Origin of the sequence: Fibrobacter sp. UWH4 (assembly GCF_900142475.1) — a bacterium.
Taxonomy (GTDB): Bacteria; Fibrobacterota; Fibrobacteria; order Fibrobacterales; family Fibrobacteraceae; genus Fibrobacter.
The window spans coordinates 1-22,735 of the sequence record NZ_FRAY01000010.1 but is presented as its reverse complement, the minus strand read 5'-3'; the positions used below and the strand labels follow the sequence as shown (position 1 = coordinate 22,735).

The following is a 22,735-nucleotide window of genomic DNA, read 5'->3' as shown; positions in this document are numbered from 1 at the left end:
TTGTGTCACGGCGATGTGTAGATTCTACACAGTCCTACACGCCGTTCCCACTGAAGCCGAGAGAATCTTCCAGCCAGGTGTCTGTCCGCTGCACCGAAAGGCGACTTTTCATCGCTTTTCTGCCCGCCGAATACTGCGCCCACCTCACGGCGAGCGCAGAGAGCCGTCCGAGATGCCGCATAAGGGTCCACAGCGGTCCCGGCAGGTTCCGGCGCAGCACATCATCCTCGAAACTTGCGTAGTGGCTTGCGCTGCCGGGGTCGCCCTGCCTTGCGGCGCGCCCGAACAACTGCCGGTCGATTCTGGACGACGGGTTACATTCCGTGGCAATCACGTGCAGTCCGCCAAGTTTCTTTACCTTGTCCGGTATCTTGATATCCGTGCCACGCCCGGCCATGTTTGTCGCGACAGTTATCGCGCCCAGGCGTCCGGCACGCTCGATAATCGCGGCCTCGTCATCGCTACGCACGGCATTTATCACGCGGCATTCAAGCCCGAGAGCCGTAATCATTTCGGCCAGCGTTTCGCTTTCGTCTATATCCTTCGTCCCAATAAGCACGGGGCGGCCCGTCGCATGTACATTCATCACTTCACGGACTATGGCGACACGCTTGCTTTCCTTTGTAGAGAAAATCCTGAGCATGGAAATCTTGCGAAGACAGCGGCGATGGTTCGGGACGCAGAGGACCGGGGACCCGTAAATAGTCCAGAATTCACCGAGGGCCTCCTTACCGGTCCCCGTCATACCCGAGAAATTCTTGTAGAGCCTAAAGAATCGCTGGAAACTCATTCGGGCCTCAGTTTCCTTGAGCCCCGAAAGTTCCAGCCCTTCCTTCAGTTCTATCATCTGGTGAAGCCCGCCGTTCCAGGAACGCATGGGCATCTTGCGGCCCGTGGACTCGTCCACGATTACGACCTTCCCCTCTTCCACGACATACTGGCGACCGGCTACAAAAAGGTATCGCGCCGTCAGCGCCTGCCGAATCAGGTCCTTCAGGAATGCAGCCTTGGAAAAACCGCTCGACGCGGGGCCTTCGAGCCATTCGTCCATGTCCGTCAAGAAATGGATTGTGCGCAGCTTGCCATCGACAAGGAAGTCGATTCCTTCCTGCAACTTTCCCGAAAGTTCGTAGGCCTGTCTACAGCTTTCGTTAAAGCCCTCGTTCTTGTTTTCTCTAGAAATAATCAGCGGCGTCACGGCCTCGTCAATCAACACGTTATCAGCCTCATCGACAATGGCGGTGCATAGCCCCCGCTGTACCACTCCCCTGCCGAACTCCCCGCCCTGCAAGCTAAAACGGTCCAGAAGCCGCTTCGAAAAGTTCTGCATTTTTCCCATGGCGATACGGTCCCGCAAGAAGTCGGCCAGCACTTCCTTCGCCGTAGAGTAGGTAATCGCGGCGGCATAGCCCGCCCTTCGTTCTTCCGGCTTCATCGCACCGGTCACGGCTCCCACGGTAAGGCCACAATAGTCAAACAGCGGCTTCATTATCTGTGCGTCGCGGCTTGCCAGGTAATCATTGGCGGTTATCACATGGCACGGCATACCCGACAAGCCGCGCACCGCTGCACACATGGCGGCGGTAATCGTCTTGCCCTCGCCGGTGGACATCTCGGCGATATAGCCATGATAAAGGCAAAGGGCTCCCGCAATCTGCTCCACATAAGGCCTATACCCCATCGTCCGGAAAGCGGCCTCCTGCATCAACGCGAATGCCTCGCAAAGGGTCGAGTCATTGACAGGACGCTTGAGCAGGGCGGCAAGCCCTTCTATCCGCCCTTTCAGCTCGGCGTCAGACTGGTCCGAAAGGCTACGGCCAAGGCTGTCTATTTTCCGTGCGGTCCGCAGAATACGCCTGATAACGGAACGGCGGCTCCTGAAGCGTCCGACAAGCCGGAACACAAACGCGTCAATACCCACGGGAATCTTCTCCACGCGTTTCAACGAAGTAAGCCTGTAGTCGCCAGTCAAGTCCATCACATCTTGTAGTATTTTTGCAACGCCTGCCGTACCTTGCGTATCCCCTGGACGGCCAAGGGAGCATAGCCAAGCTGAATACGAATCTTTCCCGTCCTTCCGTGCAGACGGCGAACATCCATCGAATCGGGCATCTCGGCCCTTACAAGGTAAACGGGTTCCGCCGTCTGTTCCGAATACCCGTCGCTCTTCGTCTCGACTTCCCCACCCCCGAGCCAACCCAGCGCATTCGAGGGCAAGCGGTCTTGCGCACTGGGGATAGCCATGGCAGAGACAACCTTCAATTCCTTAAATACATCGCCGTGCAAGCGCACCGACGCGCGAACGGGCTTGTCCGTAAACAACCTTGCGCCATCTTCCTGGTTTACCACTGCCAAAAAATCGAACGCGGTCGTATCCAGCAAGATGCCCAGCGAATCACCCTTGCCTACCCAGCGCCCCTGATAGTCCTCGATGCCGGGCGCACTCCAGATACCGTCCATCCCAGCAACCAGGGCAAGTTCCTTCTCGCTCCTTTCGAGTTCTTCAAGCTCCTGCTTCAATACCGAAAGTCGCTTTTCGAGCGGGTGCATGTCCTCGGGGGCCTCGTTCAGTGCACGGTAATACATCTGCCGCGCTTCCTGTATTTCGGAGCGCTTGGCCTCGGCGGCATACTTGATTTCCAGATTCTCCAGGAGCACTAGCGTGTCGCCCTTCCTTACCGCACTGTAGCTTTCGCGGTATAGCCTGGTGGCAAAGCCGCCCTCGTTCGCTATGGTGTTCTCGTAATGGCGGGCTTCCAGTACGCCCGGGGCCGTAAACGTATCGGGAACGGGCAAGTAGAACAGCGCCGCAAACAGCAGGGCAAAAAAGGCTACCGTAAGGACAGAGGCCCGGTTGCGGACTTGCGAAAGCCCCGGCCCCCAGAAAACATACCTGAAAAATTTGCCTACCGGAATAACCACCATGGTAAGGCAAAGCAGCACGCCCATGACAAACGAAAGTATCAGGTAATGCGCCGATATGGCGACGATAAACCCCGCAAAGAGGAAAAACCTGTAGACAGCGCTGGATATCCCGTAAACCGTGTATATCAGCTTCTCGCTCGCCCTGAAGGCGACCGGTTCCGCGTCACGCTTACGGAAGGCATATCGTTCCAGAAGGTACTGCAGGTGCCGTACGGAATGCTGTTGCAGGTTCGGCATGTCCAGCAGGTCGGTCAATATGTAGTAGCCGTCAAAGCGCATGAGCGGGTTCACGTTGAACAGCACCGTAGAGACCGAACAGATGATGAACACGTTGTAGCAGAGCGCGCGGGCCGTGCCGCCGCCCAGGTTCGCCCAGAGTATGAGCGCCACCGAGGCTATAAAGAACTCAAAGAGCATTCCCGCGGCCCCCACAAAGGCGCGGTGCCGCTTCTTACGGAAAGACCAGCTCGCCGTGGCATCCACATACGGCAGCGGCGCAAGGAGCATGAACATCACGCCCAGCGTATGGACCTCGCCGCCATATTTCTTGACGACGCTCGCATGCCCGAACTCGTGGAACAGCTTCACGAACACGGTACACACGTACACCCAGCCAATGTTCGACGGAGCCAGGAACCCCGCGCCCTGGTCCTTGAGTGCGTCGAAGTTCTCGACACCGTACTTGACGGCGACAATGACCGTCGCAAGCCACACCAGCATCATCGGCGTACTGAGCAGGATGCGGATTAGCCACCGTAAACGGTTCAGGAGCGGGTCGGGGTCGAATACCGGTATTCGCAGGAAAAAGATATTGAGCAAGGTGGACTTGACCTTCTTGCGGGTCTTTTTCTTGTCGCGGTCGAAAAGTTTCGTGCCATCTTCCACGCCGTCATAAAGCAGCATGTTCGCCTGGTACAGTTGCGCAAGCATCTCGATGACTTCGCCCTGGCCGGGGATGTCGCCCTCGCCGCTTTCCAGCATGCTGTTCCAAATCTCGCCCACGGTCCTACTCACGGAAAGTCGAGAAACAAAGGAATAGGCCCCCTGCGGCAGGCGGAAATACTGGTTGGTGAACGGCTCGTAGAGCACATACCACAAGACGCCCCGATATATCTGGCGGTGAATGCGGACGCTCGAACGGAGAGCTATACGGCTCCCCGCAAGGCGGTACCACGACTCGTGGAAAATCTTGCGCTGTTTATCGAGAGGCATAGTTTTCCCGTGCCAGACGCTACTGCGCGATGGATACTACCACTACGGTGTCTTCTTCCGCTCTGAAATAGATCTCGAAACAACCGTTTTCGCCATTCGGCTGGTCCGGCACATCCACCGAGTACCACCACGTGCTCGGAATATCCAGGTGCAGCGGTCCGGTAGCAGTTTCAAGGTCAACATCGATAGCCGGGAACCGGCCCTGACTTCCGATAAAGATAAGTTTCAGGTTGGGGACATAGTTTGTGTCACGGTAGAACTCGTGGAAAACGACCTTCACAGTTTCACCGGCAGTAAGGAACAGCGGAGTTTGCATGTCGTACGACTCTATGGTCGTTATGCTAGGTTCATCGCCCTGTCCGTTGCCGGTTTCGCCATTCCCGGTTTCACCGCCTTGCCCGTTGCCGGTTTCGCCGTCCCCGGTTTCACCGCCTTGCCCGTTGCCGGTTTCGCCGTCCCCGGTTTCACTGCCTTGCCCGTTGCCGGTTTCACCGTTCCCGGTTTCGCCATCCAGGGGCTGATTATTGTTGTCGTCGGGCTCCGTCTGGTTATTGCCATCGTCCGGAGCCGTTTCAGAACCGGCAAATTCGATGTCCGGGACTTCGAATCCAGTTGCAGTCAGATTTCCGTTGAACACGAGGTTCTTGGACGATTCGTCATACACGTGGTCGCCCGTGTCGCCAGCAGTCTCAAGGGCTATGCCCTCGATACGCCCCTGCCTTACCTGGTCTTGCATCTCGTTTACGCTCATACCGGTGTCGCCATCGACGAAACGCCGCCTCTGTGCCTTGGTATAGTCGTTGTCCTCAAGGACAATCTCGACATTCTGGCTGAACACGCCGACAGGATTGTTGTGCTCCACCTTAAGCGATGCCCTGTCACCAATAACCACGTCGTCACCAGCACCGGAATAGACTTCGTCAATTCCTTCACCACCTACGACGACATCGCGGTCCTTGCCAGTCACAATCGTATCGCCAGCACCCTTCGCTACATTGTCATCAGTCATTGCAACCGATTCCGATGTAATCACCCTGTTCCTGTAGTCGACGATGTTCTCGTCACCCGCGAACGGGATGTCCAAATCAAAGTGCAATCTGGCCTCGTCACCAAAAACAAGGTCCTTGTCGTGGTCGCCACCAACTTCGATAGCCTCGGTCGGCAGAGAGCTCTTCACAATCTGCACACCGCTAAATACGGGAATATTGTTCCACTTCGCATCTCCCATGGTGGAATCATAACGACTAATGCTTACCGTAAGCGAACTAGCCTTCACATTGCGGAACACAACATAGTTGCCAATCATCGTAACATTCGGTGTTATGCCAGATGCAAGAGCCCCCTTCTGATAGCTGGTACAGGTGACCTGCTTGTATTCCCCATCGAAACAGTCGCCCATCCAGTCGTTAAGGAAGTAGGTCTGGCCGTTGCTACCCGTAATCTTGAAAATATAGTCGTAACCGTCGCGCTCGTTGTCGATTCCGCTTATGTAAACATAGACATCGCGTGGATCGCTCTCGCTTGCGGGTATGTTGGAGAGTTCAAGCGTAAGCGTGTCATGGGCCTGACCGCAGACATAGGTCTTGAACATTTTATTGTTGCCGGTGTCAGCATCCATGGACGCGTTAACCTTTTCTGTCGGGGCGTCGTTATTGCCGTTGATATGGTAACGGAAATGCACGTCCGTCGGGTCCTGTCCGAATTCCCTCTGCTGCGAGCCGGCCTGGTAAACATTGTGCCAGTTCGAATCGACAACGACACCGGCAGACTCGCCCTGTCGCATAAGCAGGCTTTCCGGCGTGGAGATATCCACGAAGTTGAGCGACACGACATCAACCCCATCAAGGGTCCCATCAGCGGTGGGAGTCGCAGAAGCATCAATCTTGTCGACACCGAGGCCGCCCACCACCGTATCATCACCGTCGCCAGTCAAAATGGTGTCGTCATAGGAGGCAGACATGTCAGTCGAAATGACGGATTCCGCGGTCGTTATCGTGGATGCCGTAGTGGCGGCGTCATCGCGGTCGGTGAACAGCATCTTGGCATTGTCGCCAAAAACCACGTCATTGTCATTGATACCGTAATGTTCGTCACCGTAAGTGTTGATTTGGTCATTGCCTGTCCCGCCCACGACGATATCGTCGCCACCGGATGTCCTGACGGTATCGTTTCCGCCATAGGCAATATCTGTCGATGCAGCCACGTCCTGCTTGTGGTGGCGACCGCGCACCTGTATGCCCGCAATGCCAGCACGGTCCTTGCCGTTCTGACCGTTGCTGGGGTCGCCATCGGTAATCTCAACATGGAACCGGTCTCCACTGATACCCTTGAATATGACGCAATTGGCATATACCGGGTTACCCGCGATATCCCTTGCGTTCCTGGCCTGTTCGGCAGTCGTAGCCGTGGCGACAATCCAGTTGCCGTTGAACGTATTCGACTCAGGGTCATTCACAAAGTAGCACCCGGCTACATCGCTGTGGGACACTCCATTTTTGTCCACATAGTCGCGGTAGAGAGTAACCATGCGGACACTGTCGGGTGACCAGGAATTTTCACGGACCATATCAAGGTAAACTACCACGTCATAATCCGTAAAGTATTGCGAGAGGCCGTCAACCTGTACAAGCAGCTTGGTCTGGTCGTTGTTGCGGCTCGTATCCAGGCCGCTCTTCATCAGGTTTACGTCGCCCGGGTCGGAACCGTGAACCATATTGCTCTGATCGTAGCCGTGCAAACGTATCTGTTGCCCCGTAGTCGTGTCAATGCGGTGGGCCTCGGTTGCGCCGTACGTTACGCTCACGGCACTAGCACGGGAGCCGTTGTCGAACAGCACAATTTCATCATCCTCATTACCGTAGGTGCCCGCCTCGATGCCGGAGGGGTTCTTGATATTGTTCCAGTTGCCAACGCGATAGTCCGCATGCTCGGTAACATCCACGAACTCGCCCGTGGTTTCATCCATTTGGCTGAAGGTGTAGTCAGCAACGGCACCGGCCTGCTCGTTTGCGGCAACACCCGTCTGGGCAGGCCCCTGGAAGTTGAAACTGAGGGTCGATTCATCGTAAATGGTAGGGATGTTTTGGAATTCGTCCAACTGGTTCTGCGCCTCGGAAGCATTGCCGCGGAATGTCGCATAGGCGTTGTCGCCAAAGACGACATCCTTACCGGTCCCGGTGTCAATCGTATCATTATCGAGACCGCCCATTACCACGTTGTCACCGTCACCGGCGTCTATCCGGTCCTTGCCCGCACTACTCTTGAGAGCGGCATTTTCGCCCTCGCCTTCAAGCACAGGAATGTCGTGCCCTTCGTTCGTCACAAGGAGAGCGTTGCGGTTGAGATCCATGACGACCTTGCCGCCATCGCCCACGATGGTATCGTTTCCGTCCCCCGTGTGAATGACATCGTGCGTTGTTCCGCCAAGCACGACGTTCGCACCGTCACCCGTGGTAATGAAATCCTCGCCACCGAGTTCATCGCTCGTCGTTTCGAGAACCTGACGCTTTTCGAATACTTCGAGCTTACCGCCATCACCTGCAGCAATGTTATCTGCGCCCGTAATGCGGATATCATCGCCAGCGAAGCCGCCCATCACAATATTCTTGCCGCCACTGATGGAGATGTTGTCCACACCACCGATGTCATCGGAGGTCGTCTCAACGATATGCAAGCCCTTACCCACGGAATCACCGTACACGGCATTTTCAAGGTTGCCAGCGTCGTACTGCACAGAGCCACTATCGCCAAGCACCACGTTCATGTTTCCCGAAACCGAGAGCACATCGCCCTTTGCACCACCAATCACGTTACTGTCCGTACCGCCGAGAGTAATCATGTCAATATCGCCAATATCATCGGCGACCGACCGGACATTCGTAGCGTTACGACGTATGCCATCGGTCTGCTTGTCAAGCTTGCCACTGGCATCCTTCGCAATAGTCGTGTGAATGGTTTCGGGTTCATCATCAATAAGCTCGTAACCGAGCCTGGTTGTAAATTCATCAGCCTTCGTAAGGCTAGCGTACTCAACCACACCCATGTCACCGAAGGCAATACCACCCTGGCTCACGTTGATATAGTCAGCACCCTTGCCTCCGAAAAGCACCATGTCATTACGCGTAACATCGGGATTGACACCAAAAATTTGGTCGTTGCCGCTTTCGGCGTTCACGACGAGCTGGCCGTCACCCACGTAACCATAACCGAACGAGAAACTCTTAATGTAGATGGAATCATCTGATGGGAGCGTGAATGCGCGATCCGTGCGGAAACTCGAGGATGTGAGCGACCCAGCCACGACTAGCCTACGCTGGATAGTACCATCGCTGAGTTTTGCATCTACATAGATTGACTTACCCGCTTCGGTAGCGGCAGCAGCGCTTGCTTCGATTGTCGCGGCGTATTCGTCCTTAATCGTGTAGTTATACGCGAAACCATCCATTACGACGGTTTCTTCGGTATCGGACTCTTCAGTTTCAGTAGCAGGCGATTCGTCAGTTTCTTCTTCATCCAAATCAACCACAACGCTCTCCGCGATGACGGTAGAGGCCACATCTTCCTTGTAGCTGTTGACATTGATGATGTCATCGAACTTTGCCTGAATGAACGTGAACCCAGCAATACTTTCACCGTCGCGAAGGATAAAGTCATCCTTGACATCAAAACCCGAGATGCAGTCAAACACACCGACAATCTCGCGGCGCTGAGTGCCCACGACTTCTGTTTCACCATTCTCTGTCTTGACGATTTCGGCATCCACGTAATAGATTCTGGTATCTTCCGCGGTCTTTTCGAACGTTACTCCCGTATCGACAGCTATGTCATAATGGAAAAGGCCTGCGGCAGAAACACTAGAGGCGCTGAAAGTAGCAGTCCCGATTACCTCGCCAACCGTATTACTCTTTGCGGAATTGATATCACCCGTATTCACGACCGTGAATGTCTGGAAGCCGTCTTCGCGGTGCAGCGTCTTGGAAATATCGACTGTATCGGAACCCGTGCCAAGGTTGTATTCGCCGAACTCGAAATCCGAAACAGAAATACCACGTTTACCGATTTCAGTATGCGTGAAGCGCAACGCGTTCGGATCCTTGTTCATGGAGCCTTCCGTTTCGCTTACATTCTTAAAGAAACTCAGGACATTTTCGGCATCCATGCCAACCAAGCCAAGTTCCGCCGCGATTTGGGCAACCTCTTCGCTGGTATAAGTCTTGGTGGGGTCGAAATTCATTTCAGCGAGCTTGGTGGCAAAGGCTTCAAATGTACTATTTGCATCCCTCGAAGCAGCCTGGTTATTCACGAAAATACGATCGACGCAGGTCTTTTCATCCACAAAGAGGTAATCCTTGGGCGTAGAGAACAACACCATCGAATTGGCAGCATCGAAACCAACGACAGCCTTGTTCAAGGTAAGCACAATATTGCCTTCGGAGAGCTTGCATTCGTTTATCCGGAACCATTCCGATTCCTTCGCGTTTTCATTTTCGCCAACTTTGATGCCATTCTCGCTGTCATTGGCGACAAAACGCACCGTCTTTCCTTTATACTTACCTTCTTCGAATTTGTAGCCTTCTGCATCGGCCTCGGGATCAATAGCGGTGAGAGCAACGGTCAATGTTTTGGCATCAAGGTTCCCAATCGCCTTCAAGGCATCAGAAGGATACTCGTTCTTCTCGTTGTACTTGCTCGCGACAATATATTTAAGTTCCGCCTGTTCAGATGTGACACCCACCTGTTCCGATTCATCGTCGAGTTCTATCCTATGGTTGTACCTGAGGAGCGACGGAGAATCCGTCGAAATATCCATGCTGGTACCTTCGCCATAGGCATATACAGCACCATCAATGTCGCCAATGAGGTTGTCCCCTTCCATAACCGTTGTCACGCCATAGGTTTCAGAAACATCGTCGGCCTTAGCAGTAACAGTAATGTTGAACGATTTAATCTTAGACGTAAATGTCAATATGACATATTTGCTGTTAGCGCTGTCTTTGGCAATGAAATCATCGCTCTTGAAATCGCTGTTTTCGGCAACAAGGGCGGCAAGGACTTCTTCAGGGATAACCGCACCGATCGTGAGCTGCTGGGTAGGATCTTCACCCATATCGCGGACAGCGTCTATCGCAGATATCCTGACAGTCAGGGTTTCGCCTTCGGCGATATCCTTATTGCAGGTTACCGCATACGTCACAGAATTCGGTTCATTTTCGCCTTCTGTTTCCACCAACATAGAAGAGTGTTCGGCTATAGAAATAGCTGGGACAGACACTTGCTGGGTTTCGCCAGTGACTGCTTCATTCGGGATTGAGCCCGTAGGCGTTGAAGTCGTACCCGATGCTGCGACGCCAGCGGGTGCAGCTGGCGCACTGGTCTTGAGGCTTACACTAAGGGTGCCGTGCAACGTCATAAGGCGCTTGTTACCGCTGTTGAAGAACACTATGGTGTTCCCTTCAAGCCTATAGTATACGCCCTCAAGCGCAGTCACGCCAGCGGGTCTCACCGCACCTTCAGCTAGGACAGTTTTTTGGGAACCAGCTTCATCTGTGAACTGGACATCAAGCTGACTCAAGTCATCGTAAACAAGCGTCGCTTTTGCCCCATCAATTCGCATATTCGAACCGCGGAACAAGACCATAATCTTTTTACCGATATACGTGGCGGTCTTTATGTTAAGCGTATCGATATCAACCGAATAGTCGGTACCCAAGGTCAAAGCATTATTTACACCTGCAGCATAAACAGCCGCTACCTTACTCCCAAGGCCCTTCGGGAGCGAAACACTTGCAGAGCCCGAAAACTCTTCGGCATAGGTCAGCAAATTAATCGTGTCGCGCGCACCAGAATCCGAAACCACCTTGACAGGGGCAACGGTCATCGACTTCGAGAGTTCCTTGACAACCTCACCAGCTGCATTAACTTGCGCGCTGGAGATGGAGATGGACTTGCTCGCCTCGCTTTCCACAAACAGATCATTCAAGGCGAATACGCTAATTTCCACACTAGTGTGAGAGGCATCAAGGTAGAGGTCGATGGTTTCTCCGTAGCCAGAAACGCAATTGGAGTCAGAGCCTTCGATGACGGCACCCGTAGAATCAAACTTGACCGTACCATTGTACAATTTCGAGCCAACACAAGCTGCAATCAAAAGTCCGCGATCGCCACGCATAAAGTCATTTGAGGAAACCATCGGCGCCATAAGTTGCACCTTGACAGTCTCTCCTTCAGCGATATTCGATGCACGAAGGTAGAATGTTTTCGCGGAACCTTCCGAAATAGAAATTTGCGGGTCGGTAATCGTTTGGGCGTCGCCCGAAATGAATACCGCAGGTGTATTCAAGGACGTGTCGATAACAACAAACTTGTCGGAATGGGATTCAAGGACCTTCTCATCCTTGCCCTCTTCAGCGGGTTCGAAGACTTCGTACTTCACAAAGCATGACTGTCCATCGGTTTCCGCGCTATACAGAGTCATGGATTCCTGGAGGCCGCCCGCGACAACAGTATCGTTGCCCTTGCCGCCATTGATGATGGTCGCGTCATTCGCATTGGAGCTCACCACGTCAAAGATGTCATCCCCGGCGCCCGCGTCGAACGTTGTCTTTTCGACACCGGCCGCCTTAACACCCACCACGTTGCTCAACACGCCTTCCTTGGAAACGACAATACTATCATCGCCATTCGTGCCGCCAATCAGCAGCGAATCATTACCGTCGCCACCGTCAATGGAAACGGGCCCCTTCTTGATGGCGACAAGCTTCGGGGTTTTAACTCCGTCAGGGCCCTCAACCATATTATCCGGGTCTTCCACGCTATAGCTTGCAATGACAAAAGCGTCGTCTCCCTTGCCACCGGCCATATTCAGACGGCCCTTGTTGCCCAGCGTAAGCAGGAAATCTTCATCAAGGCCTCCATCCACATTGAGCGTTGTATTATCGGTAACGCCATCGCTCAGGTACTTCTCTTCGGAGGTCTTCACTGTATCAAAGGCATCATTCACGGTAACAACCGCAGAAGATTGGTCGTTGCGTTCCGAGTTGTAGAGTTGGCCCACCTGGATAGTATCCGAACCTGCACCACCATCCACATTCGTGACCTTCGCCGTACCGTCAATCCTAATCGTGTCCTTTCCGCCGTTGCCGTTCAGGTTCACGACATCCATCGCATTTGTAAAATTGACGCGTTCGATGTTCGTATTCTTCGAAAGATCATCGGCGGTCTTCTGCTCGCCCTCCAGTTGATTCAAAGTATCGGGTAGCAGAGCTACGAAACCAAGTTTATGCGTTTTGTTCATGCGCATAAGCAAATCGTCGTCGACCTCGGTCCCCTCGACCGTCAGAGAATCAGAACCATTCACACCGGAATCAGTAACGTTTGCGTAGCTTGTCACGCTTTCGCCCATGAGGTTCACGATAATCTTGTCGCTACCGTCCTGGCCATCCACGAAGTCCATGCCCGGACCGGTAACAATCTTGTCGTTGCCAGATTCCGTAGTCGTACTCTTAGCATTGGTATAAAGCTTTTTGCCAATCCCGAGGTTATCACCAAACGCCAGCTTGTTATCGATGTATTCCTTGATGTCGGCAGGATCTGTCGGAGTAACGGAACCATCCGCCAGCGTTTCAAACCCTTCCTTTTCGCCATACGCAGTAAAGCCTTCATCACCGTAGAGACTATCGTTCCCAGCTCCGCCATCAATGATATCATCGCCAGCGCCGCCGTAAATCACATCGTTGTCGATACCACCATTAATGGTGTCATTGCCGCCGTCGCCATCGATAAGGTCGTTACCGATTCCGCCTTCAATGTAATCTGTTTCGCCATCATGTGCACCACCGTCACCGAAGATGAGGTCGTCGCCATCGTTGCCAGAAATGTAGTCGGTAGCGCGAGTCGTAGTGGTATCCGCTACGTATACCTTTTTCACGGCATCAGAGCCCAATATTTTGGTTAGATTTGCTTTATACTTATTTTTGTTTATTCCCCGACCTTTGTCTTCATCCAAATTAATGTCGAAGTACTTTGCATTGATTTTTTGGTCAGTCACATCGTATGCGGCCTTGAAGTCTTCGCTAAAGGATTCTGCTGTGAAGGGCGCCACAAAATTAAATAAAAATTCAGCACCGCTGTCCGCAAAGCGATCGCCGAAAATCATGTCCATGCCTTCGCCGCCGCTTATGTTATCACTGTCAGAGCCGCCAAGAATGCGATCGTTACCCTTACCACCATCAAGGGTGTCTTCACCGGCAGCACCATCGATGTAGTCATGACCGCCGCCACCATAAATCGCGTCGTCACCGGCGCCGCCAATCAGAACATCATTGGCACCATCGAGGCTGATGTCCGTACGATCGATTGCCGCGCTGTTAGTCTTAACATCCCCAAATATTTTCGTATAATCATATGTCGTCTTATCGTTTCCATCCACGCTGGCCCAATTATCCGCACCATCAAACAAGGCTCGCCCGCCATCGCCAAAGATGAGGTCATTGCCTGTACCGCCGTTGATTTGGTCTATACCGGCACCACCGAATATGATGTCGCGGTTGGAACCGCCATAAATGGTATCCTGGCCAGCAACGTTTGCGTCCACATTCGCTTCGGCAACATACTTATAACTCTTGTTACCTTCTTCCTCTTCCTTTTCCTCGATACGGGCCACACCCATATCGCCGAAGATGATGTTGAGGCCTGCGGCACCGATGATGGTATCGTTACCCGCACCACCCCAAATAATAACGGAATGGTCTCCATTGATTGTCAACCTGGAAAGGTCTATGAAATCGTCTCCGTCACCGCCATTGATTTCAATATTGCGATTGAAATTTCCAAATAAAGTAATTCTATCGTTTCCGGCACCAGCGTCAACCAATAATTTTCCGTCATTTTCTTTAATTGAGCCGTACTTTTTTTCTTTATCACTTTCTTTATATACAGATGAGTCATCAAGATAAAGATTCAGCGTTTCATCACCATCATCAAGAGACGGATTTATATCATCAGTCGCCACGCGGCTCGTAGAATTCGGGCCAATGTTCGCTACCACGTCGCCATTGGCTTCAGACGCCATGACAGGGGGTGTACTATGCGTGTATTCGAAGCTGAACAGCGTTATATCGTCTGTAATATTCCATTCCTTCTTGGTGAGCCACAGGTCAACATACGCATACAGCTTCGCCGTAATCTTACCATTCACATCAAAGAACCCGAACAGGCCCTCTTCCTTGAACAAGGTCGCGATTTCGTTCAAGCGAATTTCGCCATCCTTGTTGGGGTCGTACAGGTTGAACCCGACATCGATACCGACGCCACCGCCAACACCAGCACTTACACCTGCATTGAGTTCTGCAGAAGCCTTTACACCGCCATAGAACGAAAGTTCATTGATGTCATTACCATTCTTGTCGAGGTCGTTCACGTAGAAGCCGTTCAGAAGTGAGCCGAAATCCTTGTAGCCGCCACCCACCCATTGGCGAATACCCAGAGTATCGTAGCCAAAGGCAAGGTCGATAGACGCATTGAACGAAACACCCAGGCGCACACCCAACGGTCCCCAGATACGGACAAAGGTATCCCAGTTGAAGTCAAACCTCAAAGCCGGCATATCGTATTCAACAAGAGGCACATCATTACCCAGCAGCAACTGGAAGATTTTTGACGGTTCATCCCAAATGAACGTCCAATCGCTTTTGCCATCTTTTTCCGACTTATTGAAGCCATTTGCAGCCATCATAGAATTGGCTTGATTATTGATGGAATTTTTACTGTCTGGTGCAGTATTTAACGAAGGCGCATAATCAGCTATAGACGAATTTAAAGAATCTTTTGATTTATAGCCATTTAAGACATCCAAAGCATCAAAATAGTCGCCATCTCCACCTATCAAATCAAAATTACCCAAACTCAGTTTCAGGCTCTTTCCCTTTGCCGCAGAAATTTTCTTGCTCATGGCAATGAGATCCTTGATGGCATAGACCATGCTGTCATCAAACGATTTTGCATTACCGAATTTCTTCGCGAGGTCAAGTGGTGTAATTTCTATACCCAAATCGTCAAGAACTGGGAACGGCGTGGTGAGGAACTCGATAAGCGGTTCCAAAGGTTCTACCACCTTCTGGATTTTAGAAACAATGGGACCCAATACGCCGCCAATAAACGAGCCCATATCAAATTCCAAATTCTGGAATCCAAGTCGTTGGATAGCATTATCAGTAGATTCTGATGCACTACCATATGCCCAACTGAACACAAACATTCCTGTAATGTTCGGGAACTTGGGCGTACTTTCATCCGAAATCTTGAGGTCACTAGCAATACCCACCATAAGGCCGAGATTGAGGTTCACGCTCGCATCATAGCTGAACACAGGCATTGATATGGCTTGGGCAACATTGACGGTACTGAGATTCTTCAATTCACGGGCAGCATCAGCCCTAAGGTTTTCCAAGTACTCTTTTTTCTCGGATTCATTAGACTTGGCATCATAGGCAGCTTTCTCAGTTTCATCGAGCAAAAGCCCGTTGCCTACATCAGCCTTCCCCCCATTTCCACCGAGGTCAACACCGAGCGAAAGTTTTATTTTCGCCGCATCAGCATCGGAGGCGTCCAATTCAAGCCCGAGGCCAGCCAGTTTGCCGATGACCTTGCCATTAAGGCTCGCCTGCGCAGTCACATCGAGTTCGTTACCATCATCAAAAATAAAATAGAACCCCTTCTCTTGTGAGACACCAAAACCGAACTGCAGGTTCCAATCAAGCGAAATGCTTACACCGCCATTGGTCTCGAGGCCTAGGCCTGGTAGCCCAAGGTTCAAATCGATATTACGGCCCAGCGAATAGACCTGCCCAAGGTTCAAGTACCACTCGGCAAAACCATCCCCAGAACGGTACCAGGTGCCTTGCTTTGAACGTTTCCAAAGGTCATTATTATCCACCGGGGGCAACAATGCGAAAGTTTCCTCATCAAAATAGCCAGAGAACAGAGAATCCAGTTTTTGAGCGAGAAGTTCGGCGGTAAGGCCAGTCGATTCATACAGGTAGTTCGAAAGCGGTTCCAGAACCTTCTTCTTGAGCACACTCAAGAAGTCAACTCCGTTCGAAAGGGCATCGCCAATAACCGGCATCGATTTCATGGTGCTGGCAAGGTTGCCGTTAAGGTTCCCCTCGAGCGAATCGAGCATGTTGTTGAGAGCGCCCACGACCAGCTTGATTTTTTCAAACCAGTCCATGGTACCAAAGTTGGAGTACTCGATAATCTTGTCGTACACACCGGAAACATCGGCTACTAAGGTGCCGGAATCGGGAGTTTCATCTTTGGGACCGGTATAAAGGTCGAAATCAAAGTTTGACTTGCTGGAGGATTCAGCAAAAGTACCCTTTTCAATGATAATGGCCTTCGCATTCAAATCGTTTCTCGCTGTCGTCAGGCTAGCAGCATCACCCGAACCATTGGCTGTTGCCAACCAGGCATTTTTGAAATCATCGAATATGGAAGTCAGGTCATTTTTCGCTTCATCTGCAGAATCGGGGCAATTTACAGAGCCATCCCATTCGCCGAGCTTTATCTCGCCCATGTCCACGCCGCATACGCTCACCGGGAGTTTGCCTAGTACTACCGCCGGAAGGGCGAAATTAAAGGGAGTATGCAAAGCATCAAAGCTAGTGACAGATAAACCACTATTACCATACGACCCAAGCAGTTCGGCCTTGCCGTACACGTACGCCGTATTGTCCTTGGCCCCTACGGTAATGAGGTTCTTGAGGAACGCGCCCGCAGCAGAATCGCTTAGGCCATCCACCCCGAGGTTGAAGCTGAGCTTATCGCCCAGAATTTCGACATTGGCGCCGAACTGAATAGCGTTTTCAAGCGAAAGATCTATGCTCGTAGAATTCAGGTTAATTTTTGCCCCCAAGGTAAACCAGAAGTCTCCTTGTACTTCAAGGGCAGCACTGCCATTTACTCCAACAGTTCCATTACCGAAGTTGAACTCGTAAGAATCCTTGAAACCCTTATCGATGTTGAAGTCAATGGCAAGCTGATACTTGGTAATCCCACCTTCCTCAACAGGGACAACATCAAGCCCTATCAAATCCTTCACAGCGCCGCTTGCACCCTCATAAGCAGTAAGCCCGAAATCTTCAAGCTGCGCCTTGAGCAGTTTCACCAGCTGCTGGAAGTTTGTCACCTTCTCCTGACGCAATTTTCTCACGATATCGCGAAGGTCATTGGCCACATTCACGAGGTCACCCACCGACTTGTTTATGACGGGTATCTTCACATCATTCGTTTTATCGAGAATATCCGTAACGCGCTTAATGACATTTTCCAGAACCGTAAATATCTGTTCAACGGAAATACTCTTCAGATCCCCCACCATTTGTGAAAAGCCATCATCTAAATTAAAACTTGACGTAACAGCGTAGGGACCTACAGTGGTAGAAGGGGAAATAGGAACACCATCTACAGGTTTTCGCAACGATACATCGCCGCTTGCTACTTTATATGTTTTGTCGCCAATTGAGCTCCATGCCATTAGCTCAAACTTAGGTACATCCGCATCGGTTTCCTCTTCTGTATCGGCGGATGTCACATCGAATGTCATTTCATAGTCAAACCCGAGGATATTGCCTGTAATAGCATCCTTATCCGAAGAAGTCTCAGTGGCCACAGAATCCTTCTTGAGATTCATTTCTGCGGAGACCCTAATACTGCCGTCAACAGCGGCATCTACACCCAAGAAGCCGACGCTCGCATTTGCGCTAGCCACATAGGTGGCAACGCTATCCTTCGTGGCCACAAAGTCCGACCCTTCAGCATTTACGGCACCTTTTGATACGATAATAACTTTGTACGTTTTTCCGGAAACTTCTTCCGACTCCACACCCAGTACACGATAATAGTCGGAGCCCACCATCAAGAGGCCGCCTTCATCAATCGGATACTGGGCAGATTCTTCAGAAAGGGTAATCTTATAGTTATCTCCAGACGCTACAGGATCCTTGAAGAAACTGATATCCGCACCGATTTGGAACGTCGCATCTGCGCTCAACTTGATTTTAGCATCTTCTATAGATTCCAACGAGAAAAGCTTCGACCAGTCAGGTCCCGTAAGCGTGGCGCCCACAATCCTATACTCGCCATTACTATCTGCACGGGCTTCGCCAGCCACGAACCCGAGCCCCTGCAGTACCGTACTGGCACCGATATTTTCTAAGGAAAACGGATTGGCACTGCGAAACTCCAAGTGGTCCAGGGCATTGCCTTTAGTATCGTTATAATACAGAGAAACGTCACTGCCATCCAACTCCTGATTAACAGCCGCTACGATATCGTATATAGTCGTAGAGTCATCAAGGGTTAGCTCTTCAGTGCCCTTCTTGAGGTCCTGGAAATCGATGGGATCATGCCCCTTTATCTTAAAATCACCCTTCTCGGCGTCTAATGGAGTCCCCTCCAGGGTTACGGTCACATCCACATCAGTTGTAAACACAAGTTTACTGTCAATGACCTGAACATCCTTGATTCCAGATACATAGGCATCCCTGATTGCATTTGCAAGGCTTGAAAGGTTATGACTGTTCTCGGTATTAACAATATACGTGTCCGAAGTCGTTGAAGCGCCCTCCGTTTTGGAAATGACCAACTGGGCAACGCTATTACTGATAGTCACATCTGTTCCAGAAACCGAAACGCCATATTTTGTTTTGCTAGCATCATTGGCATCCTCCACATCAAATGAAGTATACGTCAATACTGATTCCAAGATAGGATGATTTTTTCTAAAATCACTGAGGACATTATCTCTTTCCGTTGCTGTTTCGTATAAGGTATACACCATTTCGGTTGGGAAAAAGGTATCCTTTCCAATTAAAATACCAGCCTCGCCCAAGGTGGCATTCGGCTTGATTTCACCGGAAATGCGCATATAGGTGACATTAGAACCCTCGGCATCGCAAAGTTCATAATAAAGTCCGCTGGGGTCGCCATTGTCGCCCTGCACATAATCTTGCAAACGTTTCGGGTCGCAGCCAAACCGGATCGAGTATTTTTTAGTATCACTATTATATGTAGAATCCACTACATAGAGGCCAAAAGTGTTCATGACGGAACGGCCGCTACCAATAATAGAGTCCTTAACCTCCAAAAGGGGAATGCCGTCCGACTTTTGCAGCGAGAAGAACTCATTGAGCCGGCCCTTCAAATCACTCTCCCACAAGATTTCCTTATAAAAATCCCCGCCCATAATCTCGGCCAAGTCTATTTCAATCTCGACAGGATTCCCTGCAGATGTCGGCGAAGCACTAGGATCTTGCTTGCTGACGTAGATTTTTATTTTTCCATCTTCCGAAACATTTTCTGCAAGGAAGGTCGTCTGCAGATTCGAGCTAGTAAGACGAAGTTCCGAGAAGGCGTTCACATCTTTACCTCTTTCCAAATCAAATTTGGCATCATTAGTGACAAGCAAGCGGTCTTTTGAAGATGTCGCGAAAATTTTGACATTTTTGCCGGATGTCCCTTCAGGAATCACAGTCCATGTCGACGTGCCAGAAATCCCGTATTTCTCCTGGCCTTTGATGGTAGCGAGTTTCGATTTACCGTTCTTGTTGATGACATTGAATGTCAATTCACTGTCCAGTGTATATTCCTCAGGCAGGGAGAAAATCGAATAGGAACTATTCTCCCTTTCTATACTTGCAGGCAGCTCGGTATCTTCACCGATGGTCTCGGAGCTAAAGTGAATGTCTAGGGTAAAGCTCATACCGGCATTCCCGCTTGCCGTCGCAAAACCGTTCGTAGACACGCCCACTAGGCCATCGCTTTTCAATGTATTCTCAAAGTTCAGGTCAAAGACCTTGGCTAAGTTGAAGCCCAAATTAAATGTCAGTTTACAATGATCGAGGAGTGCAACTTCAGTAGCATCAGCAACTTCAGCCGCAACTTCCTCCTCGACATCGGATTCAATTTTCTGGACAAGCTCTTTACCATTTTTATCCATGAACTCTATATCAAGAAAGTCTAGAGATTTTTGGATTTCCATATCGGTCGATTTTAGGACAGTCTCTATTTGATTAAGGTCCTTCCCCAGAACAAAATGAGCCCAAGAGTAATTGAATACCTTCTGAAAATCCGCAAAATCGGCAAAGTTCTTTGTATAGGCTCCGTCCACATACTTCAGCAAACCAACCTTCACCAAAGAATCATCTATTTTACCTAGACTGTCAAGACCCTTTTCACCGAACACGACTTTTTCGACTTTATCTACAATATTGACAATCGTATCTGTCGAACCGCCCAAGAAGTCCAGTTTCACATTCTTCTCGATCAAGCCACGGAGCGCCGTCTGCACGGTATCCAGGTAAATAGCGACCTGGTTCACCAAGGTATCACCCGTAAGGCTGGTATATTTTTTGATTGCTTCTGGGAAAATCCAGATGTCTTCGCTAAAGTTGTACGAAATATTCTGGTCTGCTACCGGTCCAAAAATATCGATCGAGCCAGACTTGAGAGATAGTTGTCCACAGGATAATTCAAGCGTGCTTGTCACCTTTGAACCATTAGCGGAGTCAACTTTGATTTGGTACTTGGCTTTGAGATTTTCAATGGACGCCGTAAAAAGCCCTAAATCCAACTCCTTGGTCACCGATTCTTTTTTAGTAATTGAGGCTGTAAAGTCACCGACAGCAACAGACCCGAAACTCACCTTGCCTTCGGAACTGACATTTATGGTCACATCGAGCTCAATTGTCGCTTCCATGAGCAAATCTTCGAGTTCAATCAAGTTCAGATTGAGCTTTTCAAGGGTTCCCGAATTTGCAGTCAGGAAAAGCCTCAAGGTATTGTCTCCTGTCTTCAACCCAAGGGTATCGGTCGCACTTGTAAAGTCAGTAACGCCATCGAACACATTCACCAAAGAGCCAACATTTCCTCCATTGAGCGTCGCTAGGCTTATTTGCTTTACATTTTCCTTCATTTCGTCGGCTTTGTCACCGACAAACTTTCCAAGCCACGAGGCCAGCTGGTTGATTTTTAGCTGGAAGGCATCCGTTTCCCCTTCGACTTTTTCAACGGCACCACCGAAGGCCATGGAAACTTTCGCCCAATAATTTTCAAGTTCCGTTATCTTATCCAAGGCATTTTTCAATTCGCTTGCATGGGATTTCAGGAAGGGGAGCTTATCAAGTTCTATATTTTTCAGCGATCCGGCAAAATCCGCAAGAGTAAAGCTTTCATTTTTTACGATATCCGGAATTTTCAGTTCGAAATCCGTCCCAACCTTGGATATTTTAAGCATTTCCCCTTCTTTGAACATAAAGGGGAGACTATCTGCATTTGCAGGAGACAGGCTAAACTCCAAATCAACATCAACGGAAGCCGACGGGGTTTCCTGCTCCGCATTATAGCTGATTTTTAGATCCGGCGTGGAATCGTTATCTACTTCAGTTATCCCAAACCCGAGGAATTCTGCATTCAGGCCGAGGTTGGCAATCGAAACATCAAGGCTTTTTGCGGCAACGGTCGGTGAGCCAATATCGCTAACATTGTCCAGCATTGTACCAGATACATCCGCATCCAGCTCTATTTCGGCACTTATACTTGCATTGACGGCAAGGTTTGTTCCATCGCCAGTCAAATTGAAGGTCTCACCTCCGGCGATAATCTCGAGGCTCCCAATTTCTTTAACTGTCTCAAGGTCATATTCCACGACAAGTTTTGAGTCTGTATAGTTAAACGTGAAATCTTTATATTCAGGGTGAGCATTAACGAAATCCTTTAAGTACTTCGTGGCAAAATCTTTGAGGCTTATTTGCGTTATAGCACTTTGTGTGTTTTCTGCCTGTGCAGCAATATTATCATTGAAATTATCTACTTCGCCCTTTATATAGGTTGAAGCCTCACCAAGAAGGTTTTGAAGAGTTCCTTTGGCGGTAGCGAGCGAATCCTCGACAAGGTCCTTGATCGAATTGACGCCGTTATTTACCCTGTCTACAATATTAAGGTTATCCAGTTCCGCGTCAATCACGCAAAACGTATTGAACAAAGAAGTCGTTTCGTCAAATACTCTATCCGAAATTGTCTCGAATTGCGTAGAAAGGTTACTGAGATCGTCCACATCAATGACTGGGTCGGCGCTCATCATCAGACGAGGTTCAAGAGCCTCAATACGGTAGTTGTTCTTGGTGGACTTCTTGGCGGATTTCTTTATTTTTTTCATGTTCATTTTGTAATCTTACTTATAAATTTTATTTTGACTTAACACAACGGACGGAAAAACCATTTATCTTTTTCGTTGAATATTTCGCAAAACTATTTAAGGACTGCCCCGTAAAGGAGTCCGAAGCCTTTGTTGCTGGAGAATCTGCATCTTCTTCTGGATAGAACCAATACACCGCTTCACCTATATTCTTAAATCCATAATTCCAGTTATACCCCGCGCCCACAAGGCTATACCCAGTGGTGTTGTAACCGCCGAAGCCGAAGGTGGAACGGACTCCCTCGATGCCATGGTTGTTGCCGTTGGAATTGAGAATGACAACGAAATCATCGTAGGTGAGCAGGCGCCAGTCGTCGGGGCAGATACCTTGGTGGTTTGGCTTTATAC

At 50.3% G+C, this 22,735-nt stretch carries 4 protein-coding genes; all 4 read right to left on the bottom strand.

The genetic code is table 11. The features are described 5' to 3' along the window. Positions 1-34: 34 nt before the first annotated feature. Complete coding sequence (locus BUA93_RS13965) at positions 35-1,978, bottom strand: preprotein translocase subunit SecA (protein ID WP_083597482.1); 1,944 nt, start codon at positions 1,976-1,978, stop codon at positions 35-37. Continuing rightward, a complete protein-coding gene (locus BUA93_RS13960; protein WP_072980434.1) occupies positions 1,978-4,137 on the bottom strand; it encodes a hypothetical protein in 2,160 nt (719 codons plus the stop codon). The genes BUA93_RS13965 and BUA93_RS13960 overlap by 1 nt, the downstream gene beginning before the upstream one ends. A gap of 19 nt (positions 4,138-4,156) precedes the next feature. Then, positions 4,157-22,348, bottom strand: a complete 18,192-nt coding sequence (locus BUA93_RS13955) for a calcium-binding protein (protein WP_175547461.1) — start codon at positions 22,346-22,348, stop codon at positions 4,157-4,159. 28 nt (positions 22,349-22,376) lie between these two features. Beyond that, the coding region (locus tag BUA93_RS13950; protein WP_175547460.1) for a fibrobacter succinogenes major paralogous domain-containing protein at positions 22,377-22,735 on the bottom strand (359 nt) is incomplete at its 5' end.

What these genes read in the sequence shown, in the direction of transcription:
- BUA93_RS13965 (WP_083597482.1), bottom strand. Translation starts at nt 1,978, where the DNA reads ATGGACTTGACTGGCGACTACAGGCTTACTTCGTTGAAACGCGTGGAG.
- BUA93_RS13960 (WP_072980434.1), bottom strand. Translation starts at nt 4,137, where the DNA reads ATGCCTCTCGATAAACAGCGCAAGATTTTCCACGAGTCGTGGTACCGC.
- BUA93_RS13955 (WP_175547461.1), bottom strand. Translation starts at nt 22,348, where the DNA reads ATGAAAAAAATAAAGAAATCCGCCAAGAAGTCCACCAAGAACAACTAC.